The 14,198-nt window shown below is 73.9% G+C and carries 11 protein-coding genes and 1 pseudogene; 6 read left to right on the forward strand and 6 right to left on the reverse strand.

The annotated features are described in order from the left end of the window. Positions 1-92 precede the first annotated feature (92 nt). The 3 genes from ACZ4M5_RS20365 (at position 93) to fxsA (ending at position 4,157) form a co-directional block, all read left to right on the forward strand. The gene (locus ACZ4M5_RS20365) at positions 93-1,706 is read left to right on the forward strand and encodes an amidohydrolase (protein ID WP_467738673.1); all 1,614 of its coding nucleotides are present in this window, start codon (positions 93-95) and stop codon (positions 1,704-1,706) included. A 534-nt stretch (positions 1,707-2,240) separates the two neighbouring features. Beyond that, the gene (locus ACZ4M5_RS20370; protein WP_467738675.1) at positions 2,241-3,044 is read left to right on the forward strand and encodes a polyprenol monophosphomannose synthase; all 804 of its coding nucleotides are present in this window, start codon (positions 2,241-2,243) and stop codon (positions 3,042-3,044) included. Between the two features lie 540 nt (positions 3,045-3,584). Then, a complete protein-coding gene (gene fxsA, locus ACZ4M5_RS20375; protein WP_467738677.1) occupies positions 3,585-4,157 on the forward strand; it encodes an FxsA family membrane protein in 573 nt (190 codons plus the stop codon). A gap of 136 nt (positions 4,158-4,293) precedes the next feature. Here fxsA and ACZ4M5_RS20380 read toward each other — a convergent pair whose 3' ends face one another. The 4 genes from ACZ4M5_RS20380 to yczE form a co-directional block, all read right to left on the reverse strand. Next, on the reverse strand, positions 4,294-4,668 hold the full coding sequence (locus ACZ4M5_RS20380; RefSeq protein ID WP_003977404.1) for an RNA polymerase-binding protein RbpA: 375 nt from the start codon (positions 4,666-4,668) through the stop codon (positions 4,294-4,296). Positions 4,669-4,934: 266 nt separating this feature from the next. Further along, positions 4,935-6,278, reverse strand: a complete 1,344-nt coding sequence (locus ACZ4M5_RS20385; RefSeq protein ID WP_467738679.1) for an MFS transporter — start codon at positions 6,276-6,278, stop codon at positions 4,935-4,937. Positions 6,279-6,329: 51 nt separating this feature from the next. Beyond that, positions 6,330-7,097: a glycerophosphodiester phosphodiesterase gene (locus ACZ4M5_RS20390; RefSeq protein WP_467738681.1), complete on the reverse strand. Its 768-nt coding sequence runs from the start codon at positions 7,095-7,097 to the stop codon at positions 6,330-6,332. Then, positions 7,094-7,747: a membrane protein YczE gene (yczE, locus tag ACZ4M5_RS20395; RefSeq protein ID WP_467738683.1), complete on the reverse strand. Its 654-nt coding sequence runs from the start codon at positions 7,745-7,747 to the stop codon at positions 7,094-7,096. Before yczE ends, ACZ4M5_RS20390 begins: the two co-directional genes overlap by 4 nt. 101 nt (positions 7,748-7,848) lie before the next feature. Here yczE and ACZ4M5_RS20400 point away from each other — a divergent pair, with 101 nt between their 5' ends. Further along, entirely contained in the window at positions 7,849-9,348 is a 1,500-nt protein-coding gene (locus tag ACZ4M5_RS20400; protein ID WP_467738685.1) for an SCO1417 family PLP biosynthesis transcription factor, read from the forward strand. A gap of 488 nt (positions 9,349-9,836) precedes the next feature. Here the strand turns inward: ACZ4M5_RS20400 and ACZ4M5_RS20405 are convergent. Together ACZ4M5_RS20405 and ACZ4M5_RS20410 are read right to left on the reverse strand one after the other, a co-directional pair. Further along, positions 9,837-11,450, reverse strand: a pseudogene (locus ACZ4M5_RS20405) (hypothetical protein); the annotation flags it as partial. Between the two features lie 52 nt (positions 11,451-11,502). Then, the gene (locus tag ACZ4M5_RS20410) at positions 11,503-11,697 is read right to left on the reverse strand and encodes a hypothetical protein (RefSeq protein ID WP_030843336.1); all 195 of its coding nucleotides are present in this window, start codon (positions 11,695-11,697) and stop codon (positions 11,503-11,505) included. Positions 11,698-11,996: 299 nt separating this feature from the next. Between ACZ4M5_RS20410 and ACZ4M5_RS20415 the strand changes: the two genes are divergently transcribed. Continuing rightward, the gene (locus ACZ4M5_RS20415) at positions 11,997-12,389 is read left to right on the forward strand and encodes an ankyrin repeat domain-containing protein (protein WP_467738687.1); all 393 of its coding nucleotides are present in this window, start codon (positions 11,997-11,999) and stop codon (positions 12,387-12,389) included. A gap of 300 nt (positions 12,390-12,689) precedes the next feature. Further along, a complete protein-coding gene (locus ACZ4M5_RS20420; protein ID WP_467738689.1) occupies positions 12,690-14,108 on the forward strand; it encodes a HEAT repeat domain-containing protein in 1,419 nt (472 codons plus the stop codon). Positions 14,109-14,198: the final 90 nt, after the last annotated feature.

Here is a 14,198-nt window from a genome sequence, read left to right on the forward strand (position 1 = left end):
CCGCGGGGGAGAGGGCGGGGCGTCTCCCGCGCGCCCCTGCCCGCGCGCCCCTGATCGACTCGGCGGACCGCGCCCCTGTGACACTGTTGTCCATGAGTGAGTCCCCCGTGCCGCCGAAGACCGTCCTGCTCCGCCGCGGAGAGGTCCACAGCCCCGCCGATCCCTTCGCCACCGCCATGGTGGTGGAGCGCGGGCAGGTCGCCTGGGTGGGTTCGGAGGGCGCCGCCGACGCCTTCGCCGACGGGGTCGACGAAGTGATCGACCTCGACGGCGCGTTGGTCACCCCCGCCTTCACCGACGCACACGTGCACACCACCGCCACCGGCCTCGCCCTGACCGGGCTCGACCTGTCGGACGCCCCCTCCCTCGAAGCTGCCCTCACCCGGGTGCGCGAGTTCGCCGCCGCCCGGCCGGACGACCGGGTGCTGCTCGGGCACGGCTGGGACGCCGCCCGCTGGCCCGGCGGCCGGCCCCCGACGCGCGCCGAACTCGACGAGGCCACCGGGCACCGCCCCCTCTACCTCAGCCGGATCGACGTGCACTCGGCGGTCGTCACCACGGCCCTGCTCGACCTCGTCCCGTCGGCCGGACACCAGGACGGGCACCAGGACGGACCGCTCACGGCCGACGCCCACCACGCCGTACGGGCCGCCGCGTTCGGCGCCGTCACCGAAGGGCAGCGCACCGAGGCGCAGCGGGCCGCGCTGGCGCACGCCGTCTCCCTCGGCATCGGCACCGTCCACGAGTGCGCCGGACCGGAGATCTCCTCGGAGGACGACTTCACCGGCCTGCTGGGCCTCGCCGCCCGGGAGAGCGGCCCGCGTGTCGTGGGCTACTGGGCCGAGCAGGACGTCGTGAAGGCGCGGGAACTGGGGGCGGTGGGCGCCGCGGGTGACCTGTTCGTCGACGGCGCCCTCGGCTCGCACACCGCCTGCCTGCACCAGCTGTACGCCGACGCCGCGCACACCGGCCGGGCGTACCTCGACGCCGCCGCGGTCGCCGCGCACGTCACGGCGTGCACCGAGGCCGGGCTGCAGGCCGGCTTCCACGCCATCGGCGACGCGGCCGTGGACGCCGTGGTCGAGGGCGTGCGCGCCGCCGCGGACAAGCTGGGCCTGGCGCGCGTCCGCGCCGCCCGGCACCGCGTCGAACACGCCGAGATGCTCACCCCGGAGGCCGTCGCGGCCTTCGCCGAACTCGGTCTCACCGCCTCCGTCCAGCCCGCGTTCGATGCCCTGTGGGGCGGCGACGAGGGCATGTACGCCCAGCGGCTCGGAGTGGAGCGCGCCAGGACCCTGAACCCGTTCGCGGCCCTGCTGCGCGCCGGAGTCCCGCTCGCCTTCGGGTCCGACAGCCCGGTCACCCCGCTCGACCCGTGGGGCACGGTCCGCGCGGCCGCCTTCCACCGCACGCCGGAGCACCGCGTCTCCGTGCGCGCCGCGTTCACGGCGCACACGCGCGGCGGCTGGCGGGCGGTGGGCCGCGACGACGCCGGCGTCCTGGTCCCGGGCGCGCCCGCCGACTACGCCGTGTGGCGCACCGGCGAGCTGGTGGTGCAGGCGCCGGACGACCGGGTCGCCCGCTGGTCCACCGACCCGCGTTCCGGCACCCCGGGTCTGCCCGACCTGACCCCGGGCCGTGAGCTGCCGGTATGCCTGCGCACCGTCGTCGGCGGACGCACGGTCTTCGTACGGCCGGGCGAGTGATCTACGGGGGTGGCGCGCGGGAAACCGTGCGCCACGCCCCCGGCGCGCGACCTGCGCGTCCTCTGCCCTGACCAGGGCCGCGAGACGAAAAGGGCAGGTCAGGCGACTGTTGACAGGCAGCCGCAACGTGCCGGTAGGTTCTGCGGAGTCCACCACCGGACGCCCGACCGGGGAACGTCCGAGCACTCGCCGCGGCGCCGCCGGGTCAGGGACGGTGTGCCGCACCGGGGCACCGCCACTGGGAGCCAGGCTCAGGCCGGAGCAGCGCCGAGGGAACGTTCCGGCGGGTCGGGGAGGTGTGACCCGGGTGGGGCCCGGGCGCTCAGTAGACAACGGCTTTCGGTCGATCCGCAGCCGGCGGATCCCAGGTCGGCCCGAAGGGCGCCGGGCCCCCATCCGCCGCACACCGCCTCCGGAGGGGGCCGTCCCGCCCCTGTCCCGCGGGTCCGGCACCACGATTCGAACGTCCGGTCACGTCATCGCAGGCCGGGCGCACTATGGTGGACCCCTGCATATGGACATGAAGGGGCATCAGTGAACGACGGCGACGGAACCCTCGCGGCAGGAGCCCAGGGGAGGAAGTTCGGCCCGCTCGGCACGGCCTTGGTGATCATCCCGACCTACAACGAGGCGGAGAACATCAAGAGCATCGTCGGCCGGGTGCGCAAGGCCGTCCCCGAGGCGCACGTGCTCGTGGCCGACGACAACAGCCCGGACGGCACGGGCAAGCTGGCCGACGAGCTGACCGTCGAGGACGACCACGTCCACGTGCTGCACCGCAAGGGCAAGGAGGGCCTCGGTGCCGCCTACCTCGCGGGCTTCCGCTGGGGTATGGAGCACGGCTACGGCGTGCTGGTCGAGATGGACGCCGACGGCTCCCACCAGCCCGAGGAGCTGCCCCGGCTGCTCACCGCCCTCAAGGGCGCCGACCTGGTGCTGGGCTCGCGCTGGGTGCCCGGCGGCCGGGTGGTGAACTGGCCCCGCTCCCGCGAGGTCATCTCCCGGGGCGGCAGCCTCTACTCCCGGCTGGCGCTCGACCTGCCGCTGCGCGACATCACCGGCGGCTACCGGGCCTTCCGCCGCGAGACCCTGGAGGGCCTCGGCCTCGACGAGGTGGCGTCCCAGGGCTACTGCTTCCAGGTCGACCTGGCCCGTCGCGCCGTCAAGGCCGGCTACCACGTCGTCGAGGTACCGATCACCTTCGTCGAGCGCGAGCTCGGTGACTCCAAGATGAGCCGGGACATCCTCGTCGAGGCGCTGTGGCGGGTCACGGCGTGGGGCGTGGGGGAGAGGGTCGGCAAGGTCACGGGCCGCGGCGGCAAGCCCACCAAGCCGTAGCCGCCGCAGCGGCCGCGACGCGGCCGGGGGCCGGTGCGGCGCCCGGGCGGCTCGGCGGCCCGCTGCCGGTGGAACGTCTGGAACGTCCGGCAGGTCCGTGGCCGCGGGCAGCAGCTGGACCGCTCGTCCCGGCCGGCGGTCGGGGAGCGCCGCCCGGTTGGGCGGCGAACGGTGACGCGGGAGCGCCGCCCGGGCAGTGCGGCGGCCAGCGGCCGGGGAGCGCCGCTCCGGCAGCGCGGTGACCGGTGACGCGGGAGTGCCGCCCGGGCAGTGCGGCGGCCGGCGGCCGGGGAGTGCCGCCCGGCAGTGCCGCGGCCGGTGACCGGGGCGCGCCGCTCCGGCAGCGTGGCGACCGGCGACGCGGGAGCGCCGCACCAACGGTGCCGTGACCGGCGTTCCCGAGACGGCGGCAAGCGATCGGGCGCGAGCCGCCGGACCGCCCGCACCGCACGTCGTGGCGTCGTGGAGCGGCCGCCCCGCGCACGAGCGCCTGATCGGGCGCTTATCCCGTGCTGAGCCGGGGCCAGGCACACTGGAGGCATGACGACTGGCGCTCAGACTCCCTACCCCACCCGGCCCCGGCGCTCCCGGCTGCGCACGTTCCTGCCGCTGGGCGTCGCCGTGTGGCTCGTGGTGGAGATCTGGCTGCTCACGCTGGTCGCCGGGGCGTCGAGCGCGCTGGTGGTGCTCCTCGTCCTGCTCGCCGGGCTCGTCGCCGGGTCGGTGGTGATCAAGCGGGCCGGGCGGCGCGCGTTCCGCAACCTCTCCGAGACGCTGCAACAGCAGCAGAGCGGGACGGCGCCCGCTGCGGCCCGGCCGGCCAGTGAGGGCAACGGCCTGATGATGCTGGGCGGCCTGCTGCTGATCATCCCCGGGCTGCTGTCGGACGCGGTGGGTCTGCTCCTGCTGCTGCCGCCGGTGCAGAAGGCCGTGAGCCGCTCCGCCGAGCGCACCTTCGAGCGCAAACTCCGCGAGGCCGACCCGGGCTCCCTGGGCGGGGTCTTCCGGCAGGCGCGCATCCATCAGCCCGACGGCAAGGTGGTCCAGGGCGAGGTCATCCGCGACGAGCCGGGCGGTGACGCCCCGCAGCAGCGTCCGCCGCTGACGCACTGACCGCACAGGACCCGCGCACGGATCGAGGGCGCGGGAGCGCGGACCGAGGGCGCGCAAAAACCGAGGGCGCCGTACAGTTCGTACGGCGCCCTCGGTTACCGATGTGCGCTGATCAATCCGACCAGGCCGGGTCGGGTCAGGCCGACTTGCGGCTGTCCCGGGGATGAACGGCGATGTTCATCGCACCGGAGCGCAGTACCGCCAGACGCTCCTCGAGGACCTCTTCGAGCTCCTCGCGGGTGCGCCGCTCCATCAGCATGTCCCAATGCGTACGCGCGGGCTTGGCCTTCTTCTCTTCCGGGCCGTCGCCGTCCACCAGGAGTGCCTGGGCCCCGCAGACCTTGCACTCCCACTCCGGCGGGATCTCCGCCTCGACCGAGAAGGGCATCTCGAAGCGGTGCCCCTTCTCGCATGCGTACTCCACGGCCTGGCGCGGGGCCAGGTCGATGCCGCGGTCCGTCTCGTAGCTGGTCACCACGAGGCGCGTGCCGCGAAGAGCTCGCTCACTCATGAATCGTGCCTCCCGGGCTTGTCGCCCACAGGACAGGTGTCGCTGTCGTCGTCATCCGGTCAACGTCCGGTCGGCGGTAAAGATTCCCGTTCCGAGTCCCGTTCCGGGTCATGCGTCGCCGTCGTAGCCGCCCTTGTTGTACCCACCAGCGCCCGGTTTGTCACATCTGATGCCAGATGTAACCCAGCGTTTCGACATCTTTGACGCGCAGTAACGGTACGCCTGGCAGGCCAAACGCGTACACTACCGCCCTTTCGCGTTCAGTGCTAAATCCGGTCCGGAACCGGGTTCCCCGCTTCCTCGATCGCACGCCGCACCGGGACCCGCGCGAGCAGCACGAACCCGATCACGAAGAAGGCCACCAGGGAGATGATCGCGTCCCGGTAACTGCCGGTGAGCTGGTACGTCAGCCCGAACAGCAGCGGCCCCAGCCAGCTCATGCCGCGATCGCTCACCTCGTAGGCGGAGAAGTACTCGGCCTCCTTGCCGGGCGGGACGAGGTGGGAGAACAGGGAGCGGGACAGCGCCTGGCTGCCGCCGAGGACCAGTCCGATCCCGCCGGCCAGGACGAAGAACCACACGGGCGCCCCGGCGGGCAGGAAGTATCCGGCCGCCAGGGTGAGCGTCCAGGCGATCAGCGAGCCGAGGATCGTCCGTTTGGCACCGTAGGTGCGGGCCAGCCGGCCCATCGCCAGCGCCCCGGCCACCGCGAGCACCTGCACCAGGAGGACCGCGCCGATGAGGGTGGACTGCCCGAGGCCCAGTTCCTTCGAGCCGTAGACCGAGGCCTGGGAGATCACCGTCTGGACGCCGTCGTTGTAGACGAGGTAGGCGAGCAGGAAGGCGAGGGTCAGCGGGTGGCGGCGCATGTCCCGGATCGTCGCCGCGAGTTGCCGGAAGCCCGGCAGCGCTGCCTCGCGCCGGGCCGTGGCGCGATCACGCAGCCGTGTCAGCGGGATCAGGGCGAAGGCGCCCCACCACAGACCCGCCGAGGCCAGGCAGATGCGCACCGCCATGCTCTCGGAGACGCCGAAGCGCTCGTGCCCCGTATAGAGGACCAGGTTGCCTATCAGGACGAGCGAGCCGGCCGCGTAACCGAAGGCCCAGCCCCGGGAGGACACCGCGTCCCGCTGCTCCGGCGGGGCGATCTGCGGCAGGTAGGAGTTGTACAGCATCATCGCCACCGACTGCGCCGCGTTGGCCACGACCAGCAGCGCGCCGCCGAGCAGATAGCGGTCGCCGTCCAGGAGGAACATGGCCGTCGTCGCACCGGCGCCGGTGTATGCGGCGGCCGCGAGCAGGGGCTTCTTGCGGCCCGTGCGGTCGGCGGCGGCGCCCACCAGCGGCATCACCAGCACCGCCACGATCACCGACAACGACACCGAATAGGCGAAGAACGACCCGGCGCGCACCGGGATGCCGAGCGGGTGGACGTAACCGCCGGCGTCGGCGGCCGACTCGGCCACCGATGTGAGATAGGGGCCGAGGAAGACGGTGAGCACGCTGGTGGAGTAGACCGAGCAGGCCCAGTCGTAGAAGTACCAGCCGCGCTGCTCGCGTCGGAGCCCCGCCCCGTCGGCCGGCGGTGTCCGCACGGTGTCCGTACCCACCCGTGCCCTCGCTTCCCCGTGAGACGCGCGCAGCCGGCCGAGCCCGGGGTCTCAGACCCAGACGCCGCGGTCCTCCATGACCTTGCGCAGTGTGTCGATGTGATCGGTCATGATGCCATCCACACCGAGGTCCAGGAGCCGGTGCATGCTCTCCGGTTCGTTCACGGTCCACACGTGCACCTGGAGCCCGCGCGCGTGGGCCGCGCGGACGAAGCGGCCGTCCACGACCTGGATGCCGGACTGCACCTCCGGCACCTGCGCGGCGACCGCCGACCGGCGCACCGACGCGGGCAGTCCCCAGGAACGCAGCCGCAGACCGAGCACCCCCCGGGTGCCGTACGAGGTGGCCAGGCGCGGGCCGGCCAGCCGCTGGGCGCGCACCACGCGCGCCTCGGAGAACGAGCCGAGGCAGATCCGGTCCCAGGAGCCCGTGCGGCCGACCAGGTCGAGGAAGGGCAGCAGGGCGGCCTCCGACTTGACGTCCACGTTCCAGCGCACGTCGGGGAAGGTCTGCAGCAGTTCCTCGAAGAGGGGGAGGGGTTCCGCGCCCGCCACCCGGGCCTGCCGTACCTCCTGCCAGGGCAGGTCGGCGATCCGGCCCGCGCCGTCCGTCATCCGGTCCAGTGTCGCGTCGTGGAAGGCGACGAGCTTGCCGTCCCGGGTGGTGTGGACGTCGGTCTCGATGTACCGGTAGCCCGCCTCGACGGCGCACCGGAACTGGCGCACGGTGTTCTCCAGGCCGTCCGCCGCCCCGCCGCGGTGGGCGAAGGCGATCGGGCCGGGATGGTCGAGGTAGGGGTGGCGTATCCGCGGGGTCACGGACGCAGTATCGCCCGTCGGGGTCGACCGGTGGCAACGACCGGGCTGCCGACGGGTGGCGCGGGGACGGCGAACAAACGCAGGAACACCTGGGCCAGCGGACCGATCGCCACGGCGTACAGCAGCGTCCCGATCCCGACCGTGCCACCCAGGGCGAAGCCGGTCGCGACGACGGTGAGCTCGATGCCGGTGCGCACCAGGCGGATCGAGACACCCGTGCGCTGGTGCAGCCCGGTCATCAGGCCGTCGCGCGGGCCCGGACCGAACCGGGCCGCGATATAGAGGCCGGTCGCCGCGCCGTTCAGGAAGATGCCCCCCACCATCAGGCCCACCCGCAGCGCCCAGCCGTGCGCGTCGGGCACCAGGGCCAGGGTCGCGTCCATGGCCATGCCGATCACGAGGACGTTCGAGACCGTGCCCAGGCCCGGACGCTGGCGCAGCGGGATCCACGCGAGCAGCACCGCGGCGCCCACGATCGTCAGGACGACGCCGATCGACAGCCCGGTGAGCTCCGCGAGGCCCTGGTGCAGCACGTTCCACGGTTCCAGGCCCAGCCCGGAGCGGACGAGCAGCGCCGAACTTACGCCGTACAGCGCGAGCCCGGCGTAGAGCTGGACGAGCCGCCGGGTGAGATGCCCCCGCGTGGCCATGATGTGCCCCCCTGGTGGTGGTAATGGACTGACACATGACACCCTGTGGCGTGGATGGAGCGGCCATCCAGGGCCAATCCGGGGAAGGTGGACTGATTCCGATGGCACAGTGGACCTCGGCCGTGGGGGCGGCGCAGCTCGCCCGTCTGCTCAACTCCCAGCAGGACCGCCCCGCGGGGCCCGGCACCCGCCGCCCCCCGGCCTACCGTGCCCTCGCCGACGGCATCCGCCTGCTGGTGCTGGAGGGCCGCGTCCCGGTCGCCGCCCGGCTGCCCGCCGAGCGGGAACTCGCCCTGGCCCTGTCCGTCAGCCGTACGACGGTGGCCGCGGCCTATGAGGCGTTGCGCAGCGAAGGGTTTCTCGAGTCCCGGCGCGGCGCGGGCAGCTGGACCGCGGTTCCGGCCGGGAACCCGCTGCCCGCCCGGGGGCTGGAGCCGCTGCCGCCGGAGGCGCTCGGCTCGGTGATCGACCTCGGCTGCGCCGCGCTGCCCGCCCCGGAGCCGTGGCTCACCCGGGCCGTGCAGGGCGCCCTGGAGGAACTGCCGCCCTACGCGCACACGCACGGCGACTACCCCGCCGGGCTCCCGGCCCTCCGGTCCATGATCGCCGAGCGCTACACCGCGCGCGGCATTCCCACCATGCCCGAGCAGATCATGGTGACGACCGGCGCCATGGGCGCGATCGACGCGATCTGCCACCTGTTCGGCGGCCGCGGCGAGCGCATCGCGGTCGAGTCGCCGTCCTACGCCAACATCCTGCAGCTGATGCGCGAGGCGGGCGCCAGGCTGGTGCCGGTGGCGATGGCCGAGGGGCTGTCCGGCTGGGACATGGACCGCTGGCGGCAGGTGCTGCGGGACGCGGCACCGCGCATCGCCTACGTCGTGGCCGACTTCCACAACCCCACCGGGGCGCTGGCCGGCGAGGACCAGCGGCGGCGGCTCGTCGACTCGGCCCGGTCAGCGGGGACCGTGCTGATCGCCGACGAGACGATGAGCGAGCTGTGGCTCGACCCCGACGTGGAGATGCCGCGCCCGGTCTGCGCGTTCGATCCGGCCGGGTCCACGGTGATCACGGTCGGCTCGGCCAGCAAGGCGTTCTGGGCGGGCATGCGGATCGGCTGGGTGCGCGCCGCGCCGGACGTCATCCGCAGCCTCGTGGCGGCGCGGGCCTACGCCGACCTGGGCACCCCGGTGCTGGAGCAGCTCGCCGTCAACTGGCTCTTCGGCACGGGAGGCTGGGAGCAGGCGGTCCAGGTGCGGCGCGAGCAGGCCCGGTCGAACCGGGACGAGCTGGTGGCCGCCGTGCGGCATGAGTTGCCCGGGTGGGAGTTCGACGTCCCGCAGGGCGGGCTGACGCTGTGGGTGCGGACCGGCGGGCTCTCGGGATCGAGGCTCGCCGAGGCGGGGGAGCGGGTCGGCGTACGGGTGCCGTCCGGGCCGCGGTTCGGGGTCGACGGCGCGTTCGAGGGATATGTGCGGCTGCCGTTCACCGTCGGCGGCGCGGTGGCCGAGGAGGCGGCGGTACGACTCGCCGCGGCGGCCGCGCTGGTGGAGTCGGGCGGGGTCGGCGGCGCGGAGCCGCCGCGCACGTTCGTGGCGTGACGACGAGGAGAGCGGTTCCTCCCTGAGGGAGGAACCGCTCTCGGCCTGCGGGCGGGCGGCTACGGGTGTTCCGGCTGCTCCGGCTTCGCCAGCGCGGGGACCGGGTTCGTCAGCGGCTCCCGGGCCGCGACCGGCGCGGGAGCGGGCCCGGGCTCCTCACCGGAGGGGGCGTGGGCCGGGACCGGCGCGGAGGTACCGGCCTGGGCGGGAGCAGGAGCAGGAGCGGGAGCGGGGCGTCCCGCCGTGGGAGCGGGGTCCGGGGAGGCGGGGGTGGCCTCCGCCGGGGCGGCGTCCGGGGTGGCGGTGCCCGTCCGTACGGGGAGCGCTGCCGGCACGGCCCCCTTCGTCGCCACCTGGACGGCCGTCGGCAAGGGGCCCTTCGCCATCACCTGCACGGGAGTCGGTGCGGGGCCCTTGGTCATCAGCCGGACCGGAGCCGGCGCGGGCTCCTTCGACAGCACGGCCACGGGTTCGCCCGTCCGCTGTGCGGGCTCGGCCGCCGCGGCCACCGGCTTCTCGTCCAGGTCCGCGGGCAGCGGCTCCGGTGTGCCGTCCGCCCCGTCCGGCTCGGGGACCGTCTCCCCGTCCGCCGGTGTCGTCCGGGGCGGCAGGAGGGCGCGGACCGCCTCGCGGTGCGCCTCGGGAGCCGCGTCGTCGAATGGGTTCGGGGTGGCGGGGACCTGGAGGCGGTGGACCGGGCCGGTGCCGAGCCGGGCGTAACCGCGGCCGGGCGGGGCCTGGTCGACGGGGGTGGACTGCGGCGGGGCGCCGAGGGCCGTCTGCAGCTGGTCGGCCGTCGCCGGGCCGAGGACCATCCGGGCACGGGTGTGCTGGCGGACCGGTTCGGCCAGGGCGTCCAGCGCGTCGAGCTGGTCGGCGACGACCACCGTCACGTTCGCCGGACGGCCGTGGCGCAGGGGGACCTGGAGCAGGGTCTGCGGATCCTTGCGGTCGTCGGCCGCCGCCAGGTGGGTGAAGGCGGTGGGGCGGTCGACCAGGACCCACAGCGGTCGCCTGGTGTCCTCCGGCGGCGGGTGCCCCGCCTGGTGGGCCCGGTTGGCCGCGATGAGACGGCGCTCCGTCTCGGTCGCGGCCCACTCCAGGCTCGCCGTGGCGCCGGCCAGTCCGCACTCGACGGCCAGGACACCGTCCCGGCCGGTCAGGCAGGCGTACTCGCCGGTGCCGCCGCCGTCCACGATCACCACGTCACCGTGCTGGAGGGCCTGCAGGGCGATGGACCGCAGCAGCGTGGAGGTGCCGCTGCCGGGCTGGCCGAGGACGAGCAGGTGCGGCTCGGTGGAGCGCAGGCCGGTGCGCCAGACCACCGGGGGGACGTCGCGCTGCCGCTCGCCGGAACCGACGGGGAGGGTGCGCCGCACCTGCGCGGAGTCGGTGAAACCGAGGACGGTCTCGCCGGGCGCGGTGACGAAGCGCTGGGCGGTGATGTCGACCGGGAGCGGCGTCAGCACCCCGAGCGTCAGCTGGTTGCCCTCCTCGTCCCACGTGAAGTGGTACTCGCGGCCCCGGCCGGACTTGGCCGCGAGGAGGTGCTCGATGCGTGCACGGGACTCGGCCTCGCCGTCGGTGAAGTACGCCGGGTAGCGCACCACCAGCTGGGAGACACGGCCCGCGCCGTCGAAGGCGTAGGTGGGGAAGGCCTTGTCCCACGCCCCGCCGTGCGCATACAACGGCTCGGGGTCCTCGGCCGTGGAGAAGTACGGCACCAGCGCCTCGTACAGCGACTTCAGACGCTGGGTCTGCGACTCGTCGGGCCCGTCGGATGCCGCCGGGGAGCGGTCCCGTCCCTGCCAGGCCGCGGCCGCCATCAGGGTGATGGCGGCCAGCAGCGGCCCGTACGGCACCAGTGCCACGACCAGGACGACCGAGGCGACGAGGAACAGCAGCGCTCCCCGTCTCTCCTTGGGTGTCTGCGTCCACCTGCGCCGCCCGGCTCCGGCCAGCCGGCGCAGACCGCGCGCGATCGTGATCAGCGGATGGAGGACGTCCGTGGCGCTGTCGGCGGCCGTCCGGGCCAGCTCCCGGCTCCGGGCGAGCTGCGCGCCGCCGTTGCTCAGGATGCGGGGGAGGGGGCGCCGGGCCACTACTGCCTCCAGTGGGTGCGTACGGGCGGGATGCGTACGGGGAGCGGGGTCGTCAGAACTTGATTCCGCCGAGGAGGCTCGCCAGGCTCTCGCCGCCCGCCTTGATGCTCGGCGCGATGGCCGTGCTGGCGAGGTAGAAGCCGAAGAGCATGGCCACCACGGCGTGTGATGCCTTCAGCCCGTCCTTGCGGAAGAAGATGAAGACGACGATGCCGAGCAGGACCACGCCTGAGATCGAGAGGATCATGTGAGTTCTCCTGGTTCGCGGGGACAGTCACCATGAGTACTTCCAGGCTCACAGCATGTATCCATACGATAAAAGGTGCAACTGGGTGAAAACTGGACTATTTCCCCCGGTCGGCGGAGCGGCCCTCGGGCGCGGGCGAGCCGGGCTGTTGCGCCGTCCGCCGTCTGCGGTGATCTTTACCTCGGGCACATCGGGTCATGTGCCGCACGAGCCAGTACCCTGGCGATTCACTCGTACGGCTGCCGCACGCGCAGGCGTACGCACCCGATGTGACGCGTAGTGGAGAGGTGGTCCGGCCGATGACCGAAGTCCCCGACCCCGGGGTCGTGGAGCTGGCGACCAAGATCTTCGATCTGGCCCGGCGGGGACGGACCGAGGAACTCGTGGCGTACGTCGACGCGGGCGTCCCGGCCAACCTCACCAACGACCGCGGCGACTCGCTCGTGATGCTCGCCGCCTACCACGGCCACTCCGACGCCGTGCGTGCCCTGCTCGGCCGCGGCGCCGACGCCGACCGGATCAACGACCGGGGCCAGACACCGCTCGCCGGAGCGGCCTTCAAGGGTGAGACGGACGTCGTCAAGGCCCTCCTCGAAGGCGGAGCCGACCCGTCCGCAGGCACCCCCTCGGCCGTCGACACCGCGCGCATGTTCGGCCGGACGGAACTGCTCGAACTGTTCGGCGAGCTGTGACGCGACCAGTCTGACCTGGAACGACACAGAAAACGGGGGAGGCGGTACGGGGCCGCCGAAATTTCGGTCGCGGTGGACGGAAGCGCCGGGTCATCATGACGACGTGGTTCACGGACGTGATGGCTGGGCAGGAGTTGCCGCACCGCGCGGGCCGTGACGCGGCCCGCAGGGGCCACCGACGAGAGGCAGAGGAAGATGGCTTACAGCAAGCAGGAAACGGCGGGCACTCCGACGTGTTGTCACGCGGCCAGGTAGTACACGTCCCCGGTTGCGTCGACGCTTGATGTGAGGCTGTTTCCCATGTTCGATCCGGTCATAGCGCCCAGCGGTACGCTGCTCGGCCTGCTCCAGCGGGGCCGCGGCGACGGCACACTGCACGCGCTCACCGCCCCGCGCCCCGAGGCGCTCGCGGCACTGAACCACTGCGTGCTGCGCGATCCCCGCCACGACTGGCAGGTGGAGAACCGCTCCCTCTACTACGCCCGGCTCTACCTCGACCTGCACGGCGAACTGGACGAGATCGAGGCCCACCTCTTCGGTGCCGAGGACGTCCTGGACACCGAGGAGTCCCGCACCGGGCTCGCCCTCGCCGTCCTCGGGCACCTCGCCTCCTACGGCCGGCGCGACGCGCTCCACCTGCTGCGCCGGTACGCCGCCCACGGCTCCAACTGGGCCTGGGCGCTCGACGAGCTGGCCCTCAGGGACGACGACGCGGGCCTGCGCGCCCTCGCCGCCCCCGTCCTCGCGCGCTTCGCCACCGACCCGGAGGGCGAGGCCGAGCTGGCCGCCACCGTCCGGGACGCCTTCGAGCCCCGCCCCTGGCGGCTGTGGGCCGAGGATCCCCGCGAGTCCGTCTCCGCACGCGTGCGTGCCGCCCACGAGACCGGCAGCTTCGACCGCTGGCAGCGGCAGATGCGGCCGACGGGGCCACGCCCCGGCTGGAGCGTGCAGGCCGTCTTCGAGTGGGCTCAGCAGGGCATCGACCGGGGCGCCGCACTCCATGTGCCGGCCGCCCGCTGTCTCAGCGCCGTCGCGGGTCCCGAGGACCGCGCCGAGATCGTCCTGGCGGCCGAGACCGGCGGCGACGGGGCCCGCTGCACGGCCCTGCGCTACCTCGCCGATATGGGCGACCCCGACGCCCTCGACCTGATCGAGAAGGCCGTGTCCTCCGGGACGCCGCTGGTCGTCGACGCCGCCGTCGACGCCTTCGAGCGCATGCGCTCGCCGGCCGCCGTCGACCGGGCGCGCGGCTGGGCCCGGCGGCCCGACGCGCTGGGCGCCGCCGCCGGGCGCGTCCTCGCCTGCCGCGGCGGCGCCCGGGACCGCGACCTCGTCCTCGCCGCACTGCGGGAGGCCGTGCGGGGCGAAGGCCCCGACGCCCCCACCCTGTGGACCCTCGTCGACGGGACCGGACGGCTCGGCCTCGCCTGCGCCGCCCCCGTGCTGCGGCACATCTACCGCGAGACCGCCTCCTCCCACCTGCGCGGCCGGGCCGCCCGGGCCCTCGCCGCCACCGATCCCGCCTTCGGCACCGGCTTCGCCGTCGAGTGCCTGTGGGACTGCGAGGAGACCACCCGCGAACTCGCCGCCCGGCACGCCGAGACCGGCGACGCCCGCGTCGTGGAACGACTGCGCCGGCTCGCCGCCGACCCGGCCGAGGAGGCCGAGGTGCAGACGGCCGTACGCAGCCGGATCGGTCCCGGGGACACGACCGTGTAGCCCCTGCCGCACCACACACGGGCCGCGGCTCGCCGCGCGGATGAACGCCCGGTGACTCCCGGGCCGGAAGGCCCCGGAGCGGGCTCGACC

Source organism: Streptomyces sp. NPDC026246, from assembly GCF_055567995.1.